This window comes from Streptomyces marianii (assembly GCF_005795905.1).
Classification (GTDB): domain Bacteria; phylum Actinomycetota; class Actinomycetes; order Streptomycetales; family Streptomycetaceae; genus Streptomyces; species Streptomyces marianii.
The window spans coordinates 6410430-6426712 of sequence record NZ_VAWE01000001.1 but is presented as its reverse complement, the minus strand read 5'-3'; the positions used below and the strand labels follow the sequence as shown (position 1 = coordinate 6426712).

14 protein-coding genes are annotated in these 16283 nt (G+C 73.8%); 4 read left to right on the top strand and 10 right to left on the bottom strand.

Translation table 11 applies throughout. The features are described 5' to 3' along the window. Positions 1–97 precede the first annotated feature (97 nt). Complete coding sequence (locus FEF34_RS29150; protein ID WP_138055810.1) at positions 98–1450, bottom strand: class II 3-deoxy-7-phosphoheptulonate synthase; 1353 nt, start codon at positions 1448–1450, stop codon at positions 98–100. Between the two features lie 102 nt (positions 1451–1552). Here FEF34_RS29150 and FEF34_RS44340 point away from each other — a divergent pair, with 102 nt between their 5' ends. Both FEF34_RS44340 and FEF34_RS29140 read left to right on the top strand, forming a co-directional pair. Beyond that, positions 1553–1609 (top strand): trp operon leader peptide, encoded by a 57-nt coding sequence (locus tag FEF34_RS44340; protein ID WP_138057791.1) that lies wholly within the window; start codon positions 1553–1555, stop codon positions 1607–1609. A 94-nt stretch (positions 1610–1703) separates the two neighbouring features. Beyond that, positions 1704–3623: an anthranilate synthase family protein gene (locus tag FEF34_RS29140; protein WP_138055809.1), complete on the top strand. Its 1920-nt coding sequence runs from the start codon at positions 1704–1706 to the stop codon at positions 3621–3623. Positions 3624–3726: 103 nt separating this feature from the next. Here the strand turns inward: FEF34_RS29140 and FEF34_RS29135 are convergent, their stop codons facing one another. The 5 genes from FEF34_RS29135 to FEF34_RS29115 all read right to left on the bottom strand — a co-directional run bounded on the left by FEF34_RS29135 (position 3727) and on the right by FEF34_RS29115 (position 9890). Then, positions 3727–5517 carry an NlpC/P60 family protein gene (locus tag FEF34_RS29135; protein WP_138055808.1) on the bottom strand — a complete coding sequence of 597 codons (1791 nt, stop codon included), beginning with the start codon at positions 5515–5517 and terminating at the stop codon, positions 3727–3729. Positions 5518–5977: 460 nt separating this feature from the next. Beyond that, positions 5978–7006 carry a 6-phosphofructokinase gene (locus tag FEF34_RS29130; RefSeq protein ID WP_138055807.1) on the bottom strand — a complete coding sequence of 343 codons (1029 nt, stop codon included), beginning with the start codon at positions 7004–7006 and terminating at the stop codon, positions 5978–5980. Positions 7007–7179: 173 nt separating this feature from the next. Beyond that, positions 7180–7869: a response regulator gene (locus FEF34_RS29125; RefSeq protein WP_138055806.1), complete on the bottom strand. Its 690-nt coding sequence runs from the start codon at positions 7867–7869 to the stop codon at positions 7180–7182. Beyond that, positions 7866–9098 (bottom strand): MacS family sensor histidine kinase, encoded by a 1233-nt coding sequence (gene macS / locus FEF34_RS29120; protein ID WP_138055805.1) that lies wholly within the window; start codon positions 9096–9098, stop codon positions 7866–7868. Before macS ends, FEF34_RS29125 begins: the two co-directional genes overlap by 4 nt. Positions 9099–9137: 39 nt before the next feature. Continuing rightward, positions 9138–9890 carry a lysophospholipid acyltransferase family protein gene (locus tag FEF34_RS29115; protein ID WP_138057790.1) on the bottom strand — a complete coding sequence of 251 codons (753 nt, stop codon included), beginning with the start codon at positions 9888–9890 and terminating at the stop codon, positions 9138–9140. A 187-nt stretch (positions 9891–10077) separates the two neighbouring features. On the opposite strand from FEF34_RS29115, the gene FEF34_RS29110 reads away from it, so the two are divergent. Continuing rightward, entirely contained in the window at positions 10078–10857 is a 780-nt protein-coding gene (locus tag FEF34_RS29110; protein ID WP_138055804.1) for an alpha/beta hydrolase, read from the top strand. Further along, the gene (locus FEF34_RS29105; RefSeq protein ID WP_138055803.1) at positions 10850–11470 is read left to right on the top strand and encodes a hypothetical protein; all 621 of its coding nucleotides are present in this window, start codon (positions 10850–10852) and stop codon (positions 11468–11470) included. Before FEF34_RS29110 ends, FEF34_RS29105 begins: the two co-directional genes overlap by 8 nt. A gap of 476 nt (positions 11471–11946) precedes the next feature. Here the strand turns inward: FEF34_RS29105 and FEF34_RS29100 are convergent, their stop codons facing one another. The 4 genes from FEF34_RS29100 to FEF34_RS29085 all read right to left on the bottom strand — a co-directional run bounded on the left by FEF34_RS29100 (position 11947) and on the right by FEF34_RS29085 (position 16281). After that, entirely contained in the window at positions 11947–12774 is an 828-nt protein-coding gene (locus tag FEF34_RS29100; RefSeq protein WP_171053137.1) for an endonuclease/exonuclease/phosphatase family protein, read from the bottom strand. 658 nt (positions 12775–13432) lie between these two features. Beyond that, positions 13433–14374, bottom strand: coding sequence for an ROK family glucokinase (locus FEF34_RS29095; RefSeq protein ID WP_138055802.1), 942 nt, complete (start codon positions 14372–14374; stop codon positions 13433–13435). A 61-nt stretch (positions 14375–14435) separates the two neighbouring features. Then, entirely contained in the window at positions 14436–14891 is a 456-nt protein-coding gene (locus FEF34_RS29090; protein ID WP_138055801.1) for a DUF5304 domain-containing protein, read from the bottom strand. Between the two features lie 58 nt (positions 14892–14949). Then, the gene (locus tag FEF34_RS29085) at positions 14950–16281 is read right to left on the bottom strand and encodes an ArsA family ATPase (protein WP_138055800.1); all 1332 of its coding nucleotides are present in this window, start codon (positions 16279–16281) and stop codon (positions 14950–14952) included. Positions 16282–16283: the final 2 nt, after the last annotated feature.

Genomic DNA, 16283 nt, shown 5'->3' with positions numbered 1-16283 from the left:
CCTAACCTTACCCGCCGTCCGCCGGTCCCGAAAGCCCCGGGTACGACGGTGGGGCGTGGATCACACGGATCCACGCCCCACCGTCGTGCCGGTCGGCTCACTGGTCGCGGTACATCTCCGCGACCAGGAACGCCAGGTCCAGCGACTGGCTGCGGTTCAGCCGGGGGTCGCAGGCCGTCTCGTAGCGCTGGTGCAGGTCGTCGACGAAGATCTCGTCGCCGCCGCCCACGCACTCGGTGACGTCGTCGCCGGTGAGCTCGACGTGGATGCCGCCCGGGTGGGTGCCCAGCGCCTTGTGCACCTCGAAGAATCCCTTGACCTCGTCGAGCACGTCGTCGAAGCGGCGGGTCTTGTGGCCGGAGGCCGCCTCGAAGGTGTTGCCGTGCATCGGGTCGGTCACCCAGGCCACGGTGGCGCCGGAGGCGGTGACCTTCTCGACCAGCTCGGGGAGCCGGTCGCGGACCTTGTCGGCGCCCATGCGGACGACGAAGGTCAGCCGGCCGGGCTCGCGCTCCGGGTCCAGCCGCTCGACGTACTGCAGCGCCTCGTCGACGGTCGTCGTCGGGCCGAGCTTCACGCCGACGGGGTTGCGGATCCTCGACGCGAACTCGATGTGCGCGCCGTCCAGCTGGCGGGTGCGCTCACCGATCCAGACCATGTGGCCCGACACGTCGTACAGATCGCCGGTCCGCGAGTCGACCCGGGTGAGGGCCGACTCGTAGTCCATGAGCAGGGCCTCGTGGGAGGCGTAGAACTCGACGGTGCGGAACTCCGCCGGGTCCGTGCCGCAGGCCTTCATGAAGTTCAGCGCGTTGTCGATCTCGCGCGCGAGCTGCTCGTAGCGCTGCCCGGACGGGGACGACTTCACGAAGTCCTGGTTCCAGGCGTGCACCTGGCGCAGGTCGGCGTAACCGCCGGTGGTGAAGGCGCGCACGAGGTTCAGCGTCGACGCCGAGGCTTGGTACATCCGCTTCAGCCGCTCGGGGTCCGGGACCCGGGCCGCCTCGGTGAACTCGAAGCCGTTGACCGAGTCGCCCCGGTAGGTCGGCAGCGTCACGCCGTCACGGGTCTCCGTCGACTTCGAGCGCGGCTTGGAGTACTGGCCGGCGATCCGGCCGACCTTCACGACCGGCACGGACGCGGCGTACGTCAGCACCGCACCCATCTGGAGCAGGGTCTTCAGCTTGTTGCGGATGTGGTCGGCGGACACCGCGTCGAAGGCCTCGGCGCAGTCGCCGCCCTGGAGCAGGAACGCCTCGCCCTTGGCGACGGCTCCCATCCGGGCGCGCAGCTGGTCGCACTCGCCCGCGAAGACGAGCGGCGGATACGACTCGAGGTCCGCGATCACATCGCGCAGAGCCTCGGCATCGGGGTACTCGGGCTGCTGCGCCGCGGGCAGGTCTCGCCAGGTGTTGCCACCGGTTGCGGTGGGCTTAGCGTTCACGGTCACCCCGACAACATTACGTGGTGAATCGGCCGGTCCGGGCCGCGGCTCAGAAAGTGAGACGGCGGCCACCGGCGGACGGGACACCGGTGGGGTAGGGTTCCGGGCATGTTCGCGCAGACGACCCAGAACCGGTGGTGGACCGCTCATCCGGCGGCCCACTGATCCGATCGCGCGCACAGTTCCGCGAAGGCCGCCCGAGGGGCGGCCTTTCCCGTTTCCGCGGGCCGTTCCTCCCCACCACGGAAGGAACCCCACCATGCACGTCCTCGACCGGTTGCTGAATCCCGGTGCCCCTCCCTTCGCCCTGCTGCGCCGGCGCACGCCCGGCCGCGACCACGACACCGTCGAGGTGCTGACCGGCCCGGTCCTCGAGGTCGAGCGGCTCGCCGACCTCCCGGTGGGCGAACGTCCGTCGCTGGCACTGGTGCCGTTCCGGCAGATCCGTGAGCGGGGCTTCGACGTGCGCGACGACGGCACACCGCTGTCCGTGCTGGTAGCCGAGGAGTCCTGCGAGCTGCCGCTCGACGAGGTGCTGGGCCGGCTTCCGGCGCACCCGGTCGGCGTCGAGGGCGGCGGCTTCGACGTCGGCGACGAGGAGTACGCGGAGATCGTCCGGCGCGTGGTGGCGGACGAGATCGGGCGCGGCGAGGGCGCGAACTTCGTCATCCGGCGCACGTTCACCGGGCGCGTCCCGGACTTCGGCAGGGCCGACGCCCTCGCGCTCTTCCGGCGGCTGCTCGCCGGCGAACGCGGCGCGTACTGGACGTACGTCGTCCACACCGGCGACGGGAGGCCCTCCCCGGCGGGGCGGCCCGGCCGGGAGACGGGCGGACGCACGCTCGTCGGGGCGAGCCCGGAGGTGCACGTGCGGATGTCCGGGGGCACGGTCGTGATGAACCCGATCAGCGGGACGTACCGCTACCCGGCGGGAGGACCGGCGGTCGACGGGCTGCTGGACTTCCTCTCCGACCGCAAGGAGACCGACGAACTCTCCATGGTCGTCGACGAGGAGCTCAAGATGATGTGCACGGTCGGCGACATGGGCGGCGTGGTCGTCGGGCCCCGCCTCAAGGAGATGGCCCATCTCGCGCACACGGAGTACGAGCTGCGGGGACGCTCCTCGCTCGACGTCCGCGAGGTGTTGCGCGAGACGATGTTCGCGGCCACGGTCACCGGCTCGCCGGTGCAGAACGCGTGCCGGGTCATCGAGCGGTACGAGGACGGCGGGCGCGGGTACTACGCGGGCGCGTTGGCCCTCCTCGGCACCGACGCGGGCGGTGCGCAGACCCTCGACTCGCCGATCCTGATCCGCACCGCCGACATCTCCGCCTCGGGCGAGGTGCGGGTGCCGGTCGGCGCGACGCTGGTCCGCCACTCGGACCCGGCGGCCGAGGTGGCGGAGACGCACACCAAGGCGGCGGGCGTGCTGGCCGCGCTGGGGGTCCGCCCGGGGCCGGCGCGGGAAGGGGAGGCACGGCCTCGGCCGGCCGACGACCCCCGGGTGCGGGCGGCCCTGGACGCCCGGCGGGCGGACCTGGCGCCGTTCTGGCTGCGGATGCAGGCCCTGCCGGAGCGCGTCTCGGGGCGTGCGCTGGTGGTGGACGGCGAGGACACGTTCACCGCGATGCTGGCCCATCTGCTGCGGGGGGCGGGGCTCGACGTGACCGTACGCCGCTATGACGAACCGGGGGTGCGGGAGGCGGCGCTCGCCCACGACGGGCCGGTCGTCCTCGGGCCGGGCCCGGGCGACCCGTCGGACGCGGCCGACCCGAAGATGCGCTTCCTGCGCTCGCTCACCGCGGACCTGCTGCGCGGCCACCGGGGCGGTCTGCTGGGGGTGTGCCTCGGCCATGAGCTGATCGCGGCCGAGCTGGGGCTGGACATCGCCCGCAGGAGGACGCCGTTCCAGGGGGCGCAACTGCGGGTCGGACTGTTCGGCGCGGAGGAGACGGTCGGCTTCTACAACAGTTTCACGGCCGTGTGCGACGACGAGGCGGCGGCGGAGCTGTCCCGGCACGGCGTCGAGCTGAGCCGTGCGCCGTCGGGTGAGGTCCACGCGCTGCGCGGGCCGGGTTTCGCGGGCATCCAGTTCCACCCGGAGTCGGTGCTGACGCTGCGCGGGCCGGAGATCGTGCGCACGCTCCTCGACGCGGTGGTTCCGGAACGGGCGCCCTGACCTGTCGGGGCGGGCCCCGGAAGGCTGCGGCGGGCTCCTGAAGGAGCCCGGTCCGTACCCTCCGGGGCGGCCCGTCAGCGGACGGCGGGGACGCCCCGCGCCGTCAGAAGCGGCGGATGACGCGCAGGCTCCTGCTGTACAACTCGGTTCCGGCGTCCAGCACGGACAGCGCCCCGAGATCCGCCATGGTCGGCCCGTCGGGCGTCTTGCGGCTGGACGAGAACCGGCGCTTGCCGTCCTGGTCCCGGCCCAGGTAGATGCCGACGTGGTCGATGGTCCCGCGGTCGTCCCCCACGCCGTCGTCGTCACCGGCGCTGTCGTAGGCGTCGAAGTACACCAGGTCACCGGCGCGCAGTCCGTCCAGCGGCGGCGGGGCCTGGCCCGGGACGCCGTCGGCCGTGAAGCCGGCGACCACCACGCCCGGGCCCTTCGCCGCCTGGTCGGCGGACTCCCTCGGCAGGTTGGTGCCGTCGAGGTCCCGGTAGTTGACCATGGGGATGCCCATGTGGTGCCCGTACACCATCCGAACGTAGCCGGAGCAGTCGAGGAAGCCCGCCCACCGCTTCTGCGGGCCCGTGTTCTCCGGCTGCGCCGGTGCCTCGCCGTTGGGGAAGGTCCAGGTGTCCAGGCCCATGTACTCCCAGAAGTCGGCGCCGATCTCGCGGGTCCCGTCGCCGGTCTTCGTGTTGAAGGGCCCGTACCCCGACTCGCCGAGGACGCGCGTGCCGAGCACCGGGTCGACCGCGTCGGCCGCGTGCGGCAGGAACATGGCCGCGTAGCCGAGGGCGTCGGGGGAGGTGTCGCCCGCCCAGTCGCGGAGCCGCCGTTCCAGGGCGGGGGTCAGGGCGCCGTCGAAGGGTGTGTCCAGCAGCCGCACCCACAGGTCGTGCGTGACCTCGGGGGGCTCGGGCCGGCGGCCGGCGACGGTGAACTCGCCGACCAGCACCTTCACCGGAAGGGCGGTGCCGCCCTTGTTGGCGAGGACCCGGATGCCGGTCCCGCCCGCGCCGAGTGTGCCGTCCGTCTCGGCGGCCTGCCAGGTGGCGGGCTCGTCCTGGCCGTCGCGCCAGGCGCGGCAGCGCAGTGCCGTCCCCGTGCGCTCCAGGCGGAGGCGCCAGCGGTCACCGGGCCGGAAGCCGGATCCCACCTGGACGGGGCCGCCGAGCACCGTCGTGGTGTTCCCGGCCGCCATCTCCAGGATCAGTCTGACCTCGCCGGTGGTGAGGAAGGACAGCCGGGCGCGGTAGTTCCGGCCGTCGCCGTCGTACGCGCAGCAGACCGCGGCCGAGACGGCGTCACCGGCCGGGGCCCGGTCGAGGGTGAGCACGGCGCTCACATCGACGTCCCCGAGGCTGTCGGAAAGCGTGGCGAACTGGCTGAACCCGTCCTCCCGCAGGACGACGGTGCCGCTTCCCCCCTCGACGCGGAACTCCGCGCGGCCCGTGTCGGGGGTCGCCCATCTGCCGCCGCCGGGCGACGTGCCCCAACCGGGGACGGCCCGGTCGAAGCGGTCGGTGAAGGCCTTCTTCTGCTCGGTGAAGGTGCGTCGCGGCCCGTGCACGGTGACGGTCCGCGCCCCCTTGGTGAGCGTGGCGAGGGGGCCGTACGCGTCCGAGACCTCGTAGGTCTCCGGACCGGCCGCACCGGTCATCCGCGCGGTGAGCGGTCCGCCCAGCCCCGCACGGAAGAAGCGCCCTTCGTTCACGTCCTGACGGTGCACCCACACGGTCGCGGGCGGCTGGGCGCCGGGCGCGGCTGCGACCGCCGCGGGGGCGGCCGCGGGCGCGCGGGACGCCTTCTCCGGGGCGCGGGCGAGCGCCGTGGACGGGACCACTCCCGCGGCTGTGCCCGCGAGGGCCGCGGCGAGCGCGGCACGACGACTGACAGGTGACACGGTTCCCCCCATGATCATGGAATATCGGCCACACCCTACTGCCGCGTCGGGCGGGGTGCGCCCCGTCGAGGGGCGGTGTCCGGTGCACGGGGTCTCCCCCGGCCCTCGGGGCTGAGGGGGTGGGGTCTCCCCGGGCCCTCCGGGCCGAGGGGAAGATCGCAGGGCGGCGGATCGGTCTCGTGGCGGGCCTGCCCGGTCGATCCGGCGGCGCCGCGAGTCGCCGTGCCGGCGTCGTGCCGGCGTCGTGCCGGCGTCGTGCCGGCGTCGTGTCGGGGCGGACCCGGGACGGCGCGGCACCGGCCGGGCCCTGACGGACGATGGCCAAGGGGCGGCGCCCCGGCGACGGCCGTGCCGTCCACGGCGGGGGCCGGGCCGTGTCCCCGCTCACCCGCCGGCCGGACCCCGGGTCCGGCCCGGGGTGACGGGCGGGGCGGTACCGGCGCACCGCCCCGGCCGCGCGTCAGCCGAAGAAGACGCCGACCTCCTCGTAGCGGGCCGGGTCGACCGTCTTCAGCTTCGCCGTCGCCTCGGCGATCGGTACGCGGACGATGTCCGTGCCGCGTAGGGCGACCATCCTGCCGTAGTCGCCGTCACGCACCGCCTCGATCGCGTGCAGGCCGAAGCGGGTCGCCAGCCAGCGGTCGAAGGCACTGGGCGTACCGCCGCGCTGGACATGGCCGAGGACGGTGGTCCTGGCCTCCTTTCCGGTGCGCTTCTCGATCTCCTTGGCCAGCCATTCGCCGACGCCCGACAGCCGGACGTGACCGAAGGAGTCCAGCGTCCCGTCCTTGAGGACCATGTCGCCGTCCTTGGGCATCGCGCCCTCGGCGACCACGACGATCGGCGCGTACGAGGCCCGGAACCGGGAGGTGACCCAGGCGCAGACCTGGTCCATGTCGAACCGCTGCTCCGGGATGAGGATGACGTTCGCCCCGCCCGCCAGCCCCGAGTGCAGGGCGATCCAGCCGGCGTGACGGCCCATCACCTCGACCACGAGCACCCGCATGTGGGACTCCGCCGTGGTGTGCAGCCGGTCGATGGCCTCGGTGGCGATGCCGACGGCCGTGTCGAAGCCGAAGGTGTAGTCCGTGGCGGACAGGTCGTTGTCGATGGTCTTGGGGACGCCGACGCATCTGATCCCGTACTCGTCCGAGAGCCGCGCGGCGACCCCGAGGGTGTCCTCGCCGCCGATCGCGATCAGTGCCTCCACCTCGTGCTTGGCGAGGTTCTCCTTGATCCGGCGGATGCCGTCCTCCGCCCTGAGGGGATTGGTCCGCGAGGAACCGAGGACGGTGCCCCCGCGCGGCAGGATGCCGCGCACCGCGGGGATGTCGAGGCGCACGGTGTCGCCCTCCAGCGGCCCGCGCCAGCCGTCCCGGTAGCCGGTGAACTCGTATCCGTACTCCTGCACGCCCTTGCGGACGATGCCGCGGATGACCGCGTTGAGGCCGGGGCAGTCGCCGCCCCCGGTCAGTACTCCGACCCGCATGGAAGGTCCCTTCGCCGTCGGTGGCCATATTCGTCGGCCACGCTAGTGGTGACCCAGGTCACTCCGGGACGGCACGAAAGGTGAATTTCGGGTAGCGCGACGGCAGTTGGCGTCCGGCCGTTCACTCCATCGAGTGAATCGGGCACCAAGCCGGGCCGGCCGCCCGGCGGGCGTCAGGCGTCGTCGAGACCGCGCTCGATCGCGTAGCGCACGAGCTCCACCCGGTTGTGCAGCTGCAGCTTGCCCAACGTGTTCTGCACATGGTTCTGCACCGTGCGGTGCGAGATGACGAGCCGCTCCGCGATCTGCTTGTACGAGAGGCCCTTGGCGACCAGCCGCAGCACCTCCGTCTCCCGCTCGGTGAGCTGCGGTGCCTTCGGCTCGTCCGGCCCCGCGGCCGGCACCGGATCGGTCGCCAGCCGCCGGTACTCCCCCAGCACCAGACCCGCGAGACCGGGGGTGAACACCGGGTCGCCGGCGGCGGTACGGCGCACGGCGTCGATCAGCTCCTCCGTACTGGCCGACTTCAGCAGATAGCCGGTCGCCCCCGACTTCACCGCTTCCAGCACATCGGCGTGCTCGCCGCTGGCGGAGAGCACGAGCACCCGCAGCGACGGGTCCGCGCCCACGAGCTCCTTGCAGACCGCGGCCCCCGGCATACCCGGAAGGTTGAGGTCGAGCACGAGGACACCCGGTCCCGCCGCCCTGGCCCGGCGCACCGCCTGCGGGCCGTCGCCCGCGGTCGCCACGACCTCGTAACCCGCCTCGGCCAGATCCCGGGCGACCGCGTCCCGCCACATCGGGTGGTCGTCCACGACCATGACCCGCACGGGCCGCTCCGCCGCCCCGCTCGTCTCCGTCATCGTTCCGCCTTCCCCCGGGTCCCCCGCGGGACCTTCAACTCGACTTCCGTACCCTGCCCCGGCACCGAGACCAGCTCGGCGGTACCGCCGATGTCCCGCAGTCGGCCGCGGATCGAGAGCGCGACTCCGAGCCGCCCTTCGCCCTCCGCCTGGGCCAGCCGCCCCTCCGGGATCCCCGGGCCGTCGTCCCGGACCGTCACGATCACCTCGTCCGGCCAGTCCTCGACCAGGATCCACGCCTGCGCGTCCTCGCCGGCGTGCCTGCGCACATTGTCCAGTGCGGCGCCGACGGCGGCCGCGAGCTCCCTCGCCGCACGCACCGGGAGCAGCACCGGGGCACCCGGCTCGGACAGGGTCACCCGGCAGCCCGCCCGCGGCGCCAGCAGCATCCGCAGGTCCACCGGCCCGTCGGCCCCGGCGCTCCCGTCGTCGGGCCCGTCGGGCCCGTCGACGAGTCTGACGACCGCGCCCTGGGCCTCGTCCTCCGACACCCGGGACGCGGGGATCAGTCCGCCGGCGACCAGGGTGCGCAGGGCGACCTCCTGCTCGCCCGCCATCCGGCCGAGCTCCGCCGCCTCGCCCCCGATCGCCGTGCCGCGCCGCTGCACCATGGCCAGCACCTGCAGCACGCTGTCGTGGATGTCGCGGGCCAGCCGCTCGCGTTCCCGGGTGGCGGCCTCGATCTCCAGGGCGCGGGCCAGGGTGCGCTCGGAGGCGCGGGCGACCTCGACGACGTAGCCGATGGCGATGGACGCGACCCACACCAGCAGCACGTTGTGGAAGGTGTCCCGGCTGGGCTCGCCGCGCTCGATGATGTTGGCCACGGCCACCAGGGAGGACGCGAAACCCGCCCAGCGCCAGCCGCCCTTGATCGCGAAGGCGAGCACCGAGCCCGCGGTCCAGATCGACGGCAGGGTCGGGCCGTCGATCTGCTGCGCCTGTGCGTCTGCGAGCGGGGTGAGCAGGATGCCGGTGAGGGCGACGGTGAGATCGGCGCCGAGGAAGCGCTTGGTGCAGGCGGCCGCGTTCGCCACCCTCGGGAGCGTCGCCAGCGTCCAGACCACCATCACGGCGAGGAAGCCGACGGCCACCGAGGGGCGCTCGTACTTGTCCCGGGCGAAGACGAAGAGCAGGACCGCGTAGCCCGTCGTCAGCACGCGGTACGCGGTCAGCGCACGCCACAGCGGCAGCTCCACCGACATGCGTACGACCCGTTCACGCCTGGCCATGCCCCGATCCCCCCAAACCGTCCGGCCGGACGGGCGACGCTACCGGTCGCCGTCCCGCTCCACCCCGCCGTCCCGCTTCGCGGCCCGCTCCGCCTCCTTGGCGGCCTCCTTCGCCGCCTTCTCCGCGTCCGCGATCTGCCGCTTGGCGGCCGTGGCGTAGATGTCCACGTACTCCTGGCCGGAGAGCTTCATGATCTCGTACATGACCTCGTCGGTCACCGAGCGCAGGATGAAGCGGTCGTGTTCCATGCCGTGGTAGCGGCTGAAGTCGAGCGGCTTGCCGATCCTGATCCCGGGGCTCATCAGCTTGGGGACGACCTTGCCGGGCGGCTGGATCTTCTCGGTGTCGATCATCGCGACGGGGATGACGGGCGCGCCGGTGGCGAGCGCCACGCGGGCCAGGCCGCCCGGCTTCCCGCGGTAGAGCCGGCCGTCCGGCGAGCGGGTGCCCTCCGGGTAGATGCCGAAGAGCTCACCGCGCTCGATGACCTCCACGCCGCTCCTGACGGCCGCCTCACCGGCGCCGCGCGCTCCGGAGCGGTCCACCGGCAGCTGGCCGACGCCCTTGAAGAAGGCCGCGGTGAGCTTGCCCTTCACGCCCGGCGAGGTGAAGTACTCGGCCTTGGCGATGAACGTGACCTTGCGGTCCAGGACCGCGGGCAGGAAGAAGGAGTCCGAGAAGGACAGGTGGTTGCTCGCGAGGATCGCCGGCCCCTCGGCGGGAATGTACTCGAGGCCCTCCACCCAAGGCCGAAAGGCGAGCTTCAGCGCCCCGCCGATGGAGAACTTCATTGCGCCGTAGATCAACTCGAGTGCCTTCCTGGGATCCGTCGAAAAGACCTTAACCCCTGGCGGGACCGCGCTCCCCTCCGTGGTCCCGTGCCGGGCGGCCTCAGCCCTGGTCGGTGTCGGTCCCGTCGCGTACGGTGAGTCTGCCCACCGGGGGGAGGCCCCCGGGCCGCCCCGAAAGGAGATCCCGGTGCCGGTCCTTCCTGGAGCCGAGCCGTACCGCCACGAGGGTGGCGAGGTCGGCGTCCTTCTCTGTCACGGCTTCACCGGTTCTCCCGGGTCACTGCGCCCGTGGGCGGAGTACCTCGCGGAGCGTGGACTGACCGTCTCGCTTCCGCTGCTGCCGGGCCACGGCACCCGCTGGCAGGACATGGCGGTCACCGGCTGGCAGGACTGGTACGCGGAGGTGGACCGGGAGCTCCGGGCGCTGCGCGAGGAGTGCGGCCAGGTCTTCGTCCTCGGGCTCTCCATGGGCGGCGCGCTGGCCCTGCGGCTGGCCGCCAGGCACGGCGACGCGATCAGCGGCATCGTGGTGGTGAACCCGGCCAACAAGGTGCACGGTGCGGCGGCCCACGCCCTGCCGGTGGCCCGCCATCTCGTCCGCACCACGAAGGGCCTGGCCAACGACATCGCGAAGGAGGGCATGGACGAGGTCGCCTATGACCGCGTCCCCCTGCACGCGGCGCACTCGCTGAGGAACTTCCTCCGGCTCGTCGACGGTGAGCTTCCGCAGGTCACGCAGCCGCTGCTGCTGCTGCACAGCCCTCAGGACCATGTGGTGCCGCCGGCGGACTCGGCCCGGATCCTCGGCCGGGTGTCGTCGACGGACGTCAGGGAGGTCCTGCTGGAACAGAGCTACCACGTGGCGACGTTGGACCACGACGCGGAGCGGATTTTCGAGGAGAGCCACGCGTTCATCGGGCGCCTCGCTCCGAGTGTCGGCAAGAAGGGAAGCACGACCGGTGGCTGAGCAGCACGACGCGGACCGGGACCGGGAGCCGCAGCCCATCGACGAGGAGGCCGCCTGGGCGGCCATCGTCGCCGGGTACGGCGAGGAGCCCTCGGACCCGCCTGGAGCGAAGCCGTTCAAGTCGGTGGAGGACCTCGCGGGCCTGGAGAAGTCCGCCCGGAACGACGGACCGGAGCCCGGGGACGGCGACCGCGCCCGCGGCGACGACCGAGGGAACGATGTCGGGGGCGACGACGAGGAGGAACGCCCGCGGCCGGAGAAGCCGCTGGGCAGCTCCGTCGTGTTCGCACCCGGAGTGGGCGGCGGGCCGCGCGACTACGAGGTCGCCGAGGCGGCGGACGACGACCTCGACGAGACCGACGAGGGCCATTTCGTCCCGCCGGAGCCCCCACCGCTGCCGGAGGCCGACACGACCGCGAAGTTCGCCTGGCTCGCGGTGATCGGCGGGCCGGTGCTGTTGCTGCTCGCCGTGATCCTGCGGTGGGACATGACCTGGTGGCTGACCACGCTCGGCGTCGGCGGCTTCCTGGGCGGATTCGTCACGCTGGTGGCGCGGATGTCGCACGGGGACGACGAGGACGACGACGACCCGGGCCGGGGGGCGGTCGTCTAGAAGTCCGCTGAAGATCTTGCTCTGGCCGCCCGCCTCACCCCGGACTGCCCGTAAATGCCAATCGCCGCAAACCAGGGCAGACAGGGCACAGTTCCAAGATCTTCAGGACGCTTCCAGGGGTACTGCCCTGTGAGGTTGCGGCCGGGTCGCGGTCGCCCCGTCTCGACGCCCGGCACGGCGACTCGCGGCGTTGCCGAATCAGTTGCCGAATCAGCCGAGCAGGCCCACCACCAGGTCGATCCGCCGCCTTGCGATCCCCTGCCCGGAGGACCGGGGGAGACCTCGTGCACCGGACTCCGCTCCCCGACGGGCGGACCCCGCCCGACGCGGCGCCGGGGCGCGCGACCGGAAGCCGGCCCGGGACGCGGGCCGGGGCGGCGCTGATCGCAGGCCGGTGCCGCCCGAGCGGAGGCGGCGAGCGACGGCGGAAGCGGCGGTGACCGCGGGAGCCGCACCCGGGGGCCGCGCACGACCGGCTACGGGCGGTCCCGCCCCGGCGACCGCCCCTCCCCGCAAGCCCGTCCCCTCCCGGCGGTCGGGGCGGCTTCGGCCGGGACGCGCAGGGCGGCGAGGACCGGGAGGTGGTCCGTGGCCGCCCTCAGATCGGCCTCGCTGACCCCGGGCAGTCCCACGGGGACCCCGCAGCCGAGGACCTCGATACCCGGGGTCACGAACACCGCGTCGATCCGCTGGTGCGGGTCCGCGGGGGTCGAGGTGTACTCGCCGCCCCAGGGGCTCACCTCCCAGGCGTCCCTGAGCCCGGCGGCCAGGCGCCGGAAGCTGCGCCCTCCGGGACGCTCGTTGACGTCGCCGGCGGCGATCGCGTGCGGCACGTCCATCGCGCCGAGCCGGTCGAGCAGCATTCCGGCCTGGGCGTAGCGCTCGTCGGTCCGCAGGCTCAGATGGCAGCTGAGCAGCCCGAGCCGGGCTCCTCCGACACGGACGACGGCGGTGGCGAAGCCGCGCCGGTGCAGACCCGGCGTGAGCGGCAGCAGAACGTCCTCGGTGCGCTCGACGGTCGCCCGCAGCGAGCACAGCAGCAGGGGACCCGAGGCGGTCGCACCGCCGCTCAGCATCACCAGCTCGGTCCTGGCCGCGAGCCGGGCGGCGTGCTTGCGCCACCGGAAGAAGCGGGGGGCTTCCTGGACGAAGACGAGATCTGGCCGGCAGGCGCGGATGACGCGGCTGAGGGCGTCCTCGTCGTCGCGCATCGAGCGGATGTTGTAGCTGAGGACCCGGATCACGGCCGAACCATCCGGCTCGGTACGGGAGTTGGGCAGCGGTCGCGTCTCGGACGTCACCATGGGCCTCAAGATATCCGGCCCGGGCCGCGTTGCTCCGCCCCAGCACACCGGGCGCGCCGCACGGGCGGCGTGTGGTACGGCCGGTGGCCGGCACCGGGTCGCCCGGTCCCGCCCGGTCCCGTAGGGGCCGCCCCGGGCAGCCGATCCCGCAAAGGCCGGCCCCGGGCACGGCGGACCGCGGACCGCGGCGATCGCACCGCCCGCGCTCCGCCACCGCGGCCCCGGGAACGACAAGCGGCGCCCGCCGCCCCCGAAGGGGTGGCAGGCGCCGGAAGGGTGGCCGGCCCCGGGCACGGCGGACCGCGGACCGCGGCGATCGCACCGCCCGCGCTCCGCCACCGCGGCCCCGGGAACGACAAGCGGCGCCCGCCGCCCCCGAAGGGGTGGCAGGCGCCGGAAGGGTGGCCGGCCCCGGGCACGGCGGACCGCGGACCGCGGCGATCGCACCGCCCGCGCTCCGCCACCGCGGCCCCGGGAACGACAAGCGGCGCCCGCCGCCCCCGAAGGGGTGGCAGGCGCCGGAAGGGTGGCCGGCCCCGGGCACGGCGGACCGCGGACCGCGGCGATCGCACCGCCCGCGCTCCGCCACCGCGGCCCCGGGAGCGACAAGCGGCGCCCGCCGCCCCCGGAGGAGTGGCAGGCGCCGGAAGGGTGGGTGTCAGCCCTGGCGGGCGAGGTCCGCCGCGCCGACGAGGCCCGCCTTGTTGCCGAGTTGGGCCGCGAGCACCTGGGCGTGCGGGCGCCACTGTCCGCCGATCAGCCACCGCCGGAAGGACTTGCGGATCGGGTCGAGCACCAGCTCGCCCTCGTCCGACACCCCGCCGCCGACGATGAACGCCGAGGGGTCGAACAGCGAGGCCAGGTCCGCCAGGCCCGCGCCGGCCCAGCGGGCCAGCTCACGGAAGGAGTCGACGGCGACCTTGTCGCCCTGCCGGGCCGCCTCGCTGACGTGCCTGCCCTCGATGCCCTCGGGGGTGCCGTCGCCGAGACCGAGCAGGATCGCCGCGTTCTCGGGGGTCGCCGCGGCACGCTGGCGGGCGTAGCGGACGAGTGCGCGCCCGGACGCGTACTGCTCCCAGCAGCCCTGGCTGCCGCAGCCGCACAGCAGGCCGTCGGGAACGACCCGGATGTGGCCGAACTCCGCCGCCACGCCGAAACGGCCGCGCCGCAGTTTGTTGCCGATGATGATGCCGCCGCCGAGGCCCGTGCCGAGCGTGATGCAGATGACGTCGTTGTGGCCCTGGCCGGCACCGAATCGGTACTCGCCCCAGGCCGCCGCGTTGGCGTCGTTCTCCACGACCACCGGCAGGCTGACGCGCTGCTCCACCTTGTCCTTCAGCGGCTCGTGCCGCCACTGGATGTTCGGTGCGAAGAGGACGGTGGCACGCTTGTCGTCGACGTAGCCGGCGGCGCCGATGCCGACCGCCTCGATGTCGTGCCCCTTACCGGCTCCGGTGACGGCCGAGCAGATCGCGTCCACGATGCCCTCGGCGGTCGGCGGAGTGGGCACCGTGTGCGTCTCAAGGATGGTGCCCTCTTCGTCGACCACGCCGGCCGCGATCTTGGTGCCGCCGATGTCGACGCCGATGGTGAGTCCCATGTGTCCCTCAGTTTTCGGTCGAGCCCCGCTATGGCCAACCGTACCGGAGACAGTCCCGGCCTCAGTCCAGGTCGATCTTCTCGCTCGGGCCGGGGCCCTCATCCGGCCGGTCCCGGCGGGCTGTGCCGTCGGCCCCTGCGGACGGCTCGTTCCGGGTCCAGCGGCGCTCATGGCCTTCCACGGCGGAGCGGTACGCGGCCAGCAGCTCGTTGCCCGCGGCGGTGAGATGGTCGAAGACCTGCGGGTTGCGCTCGATGACCGGCTCGACGGCCGACTTCGCCTGGCTGATCAGCTGCTGCACGGCCCCCTGCCCGGCGAGGCCGAGCAGCGGGTTCTGCAGCGACGACATCTTGTCCGCGACCGCGTCCAGCAGCTTGCGGAACTCCTCGCCCGCGGTACCGGTGGCCTGCTGCCCGTACCGCTCGCTGCGGCGGGCCCGCTCCTCCTCCAGGTCCTCGGCGCACGCCGTCGCCCAGGCGTCGGCGTCGACGGCGGGACGTTCGGTGGGATCGCTCATGGCGTACTCCTCGGAAAGTGCCTCGTACGTCGACGGTACCCGAACGGGGGGCGACCGTTCAGCGACCCCGCGGCCAGAGTCCGGGGTCGGGCTCGAAACGGATGCGGAGCTCGCCGTCCCGGAGCGCGGCACCGCTGACGGTGCAGCGGCGCAGCACGGACGGCAGGAGCAGGATGCGGCGGAACGGGCCCACGGTCAGGAAGAGTTCGTCGTCCCTGCGGACCAGCTGGAGGCGGTCCTTGGTGGCTCCAGGCAGCGGCAGCCGCCAGACGAGCACACCGTCCTCCGCCCGGCGGTCCTCCACCGTCCAGGGGTTCCCCGCGACGGCTCGGGCGGTGCTGCCTGCGGGCCCGTCGAGCAGCTGCGCGAGTTCGCCGGGCTGCCGGGGGTCACGACCGGCGTGCGGCACCTCCCGGACCGGTACGGCGCCGAACTCCTCGCGCCAGCCCTTGAGCGCGCTCTGCTGGCGCCCCGAGAGGGCACCGAGGAACGGGTCGGACGAGCCGACCGGGACGATCCGGTTCGCGATCACCATGTCCGGGGCCGGCCCGTGCAGGGCGAGGCCGAGCCGGGCCGTGCGCAGGGCGTGGTCCGCGGCCTCGGAGCCGGGTTCGGCGACCAGGCGGACCGAGGTGTCGGGGCTCTCGACCAGGGCCTGGACGGCGGCCAGTTCCTCGTCCCACCGGGCGGCCGTCTCGAAGAGCCACTGCGCGGGCATCGGCACTCCCGCGAGCTGGGCGAGCACGGGGCGCAGCGAGCGGGCGGCCTGGCGCTCCGCGGGGAGCAGCCGGCGGAGGTAGCGGCGCAGCTGCTCGGGCAGGGCGAGCAGGGCGACGGCCCGGCGCACCGGCGGAAGGTCGACGACCAGCAGGTCGTGGCCGCTCCCGGCGGCGTGTCTGAGGGCGCGCAGCAGCGCGAACTGCTCGCTGCCCGGAAGCTCCGTCAGCTCGCCGTCCTCGAAGGGCACTGCCCCGAGCAGGTCGAGCGCCGCCCCGGCCCGCTCCTGGAAGGTGAGGAACTCGTGGCGGAAGTCGGTGCCCGAGTCGACGCGGACGACGGTGGGGCCGGGCACAGGGGTGTCCGCCCCGCCCGGTCCCGTCCTGCCCGGACCGGCGGCTGCGGAGCCCGATCCCGAAGGATCCGGGCCGACCGCACCTGAGTCCGCGGAGCCCGGCCCCGAAGGATCCGGGCCGACGGCACCTGAGTCCGCGGAGCCCGGCCCCGAAGGGTCCGGGCCGGCGGCTGCGGGCCCCGTGCCGGTCAGCGCCTCGGAGGGCTCGTCGGACAGCAGCAGGACCCGTTCGCCCCGCCGCGCCCCGGCAAGGGCGAGGGCGGCCGCGACGGTGCTCCGGCCGGCCCCGCCGGTGCCGGTGACGAAAACGGTGCGCATGG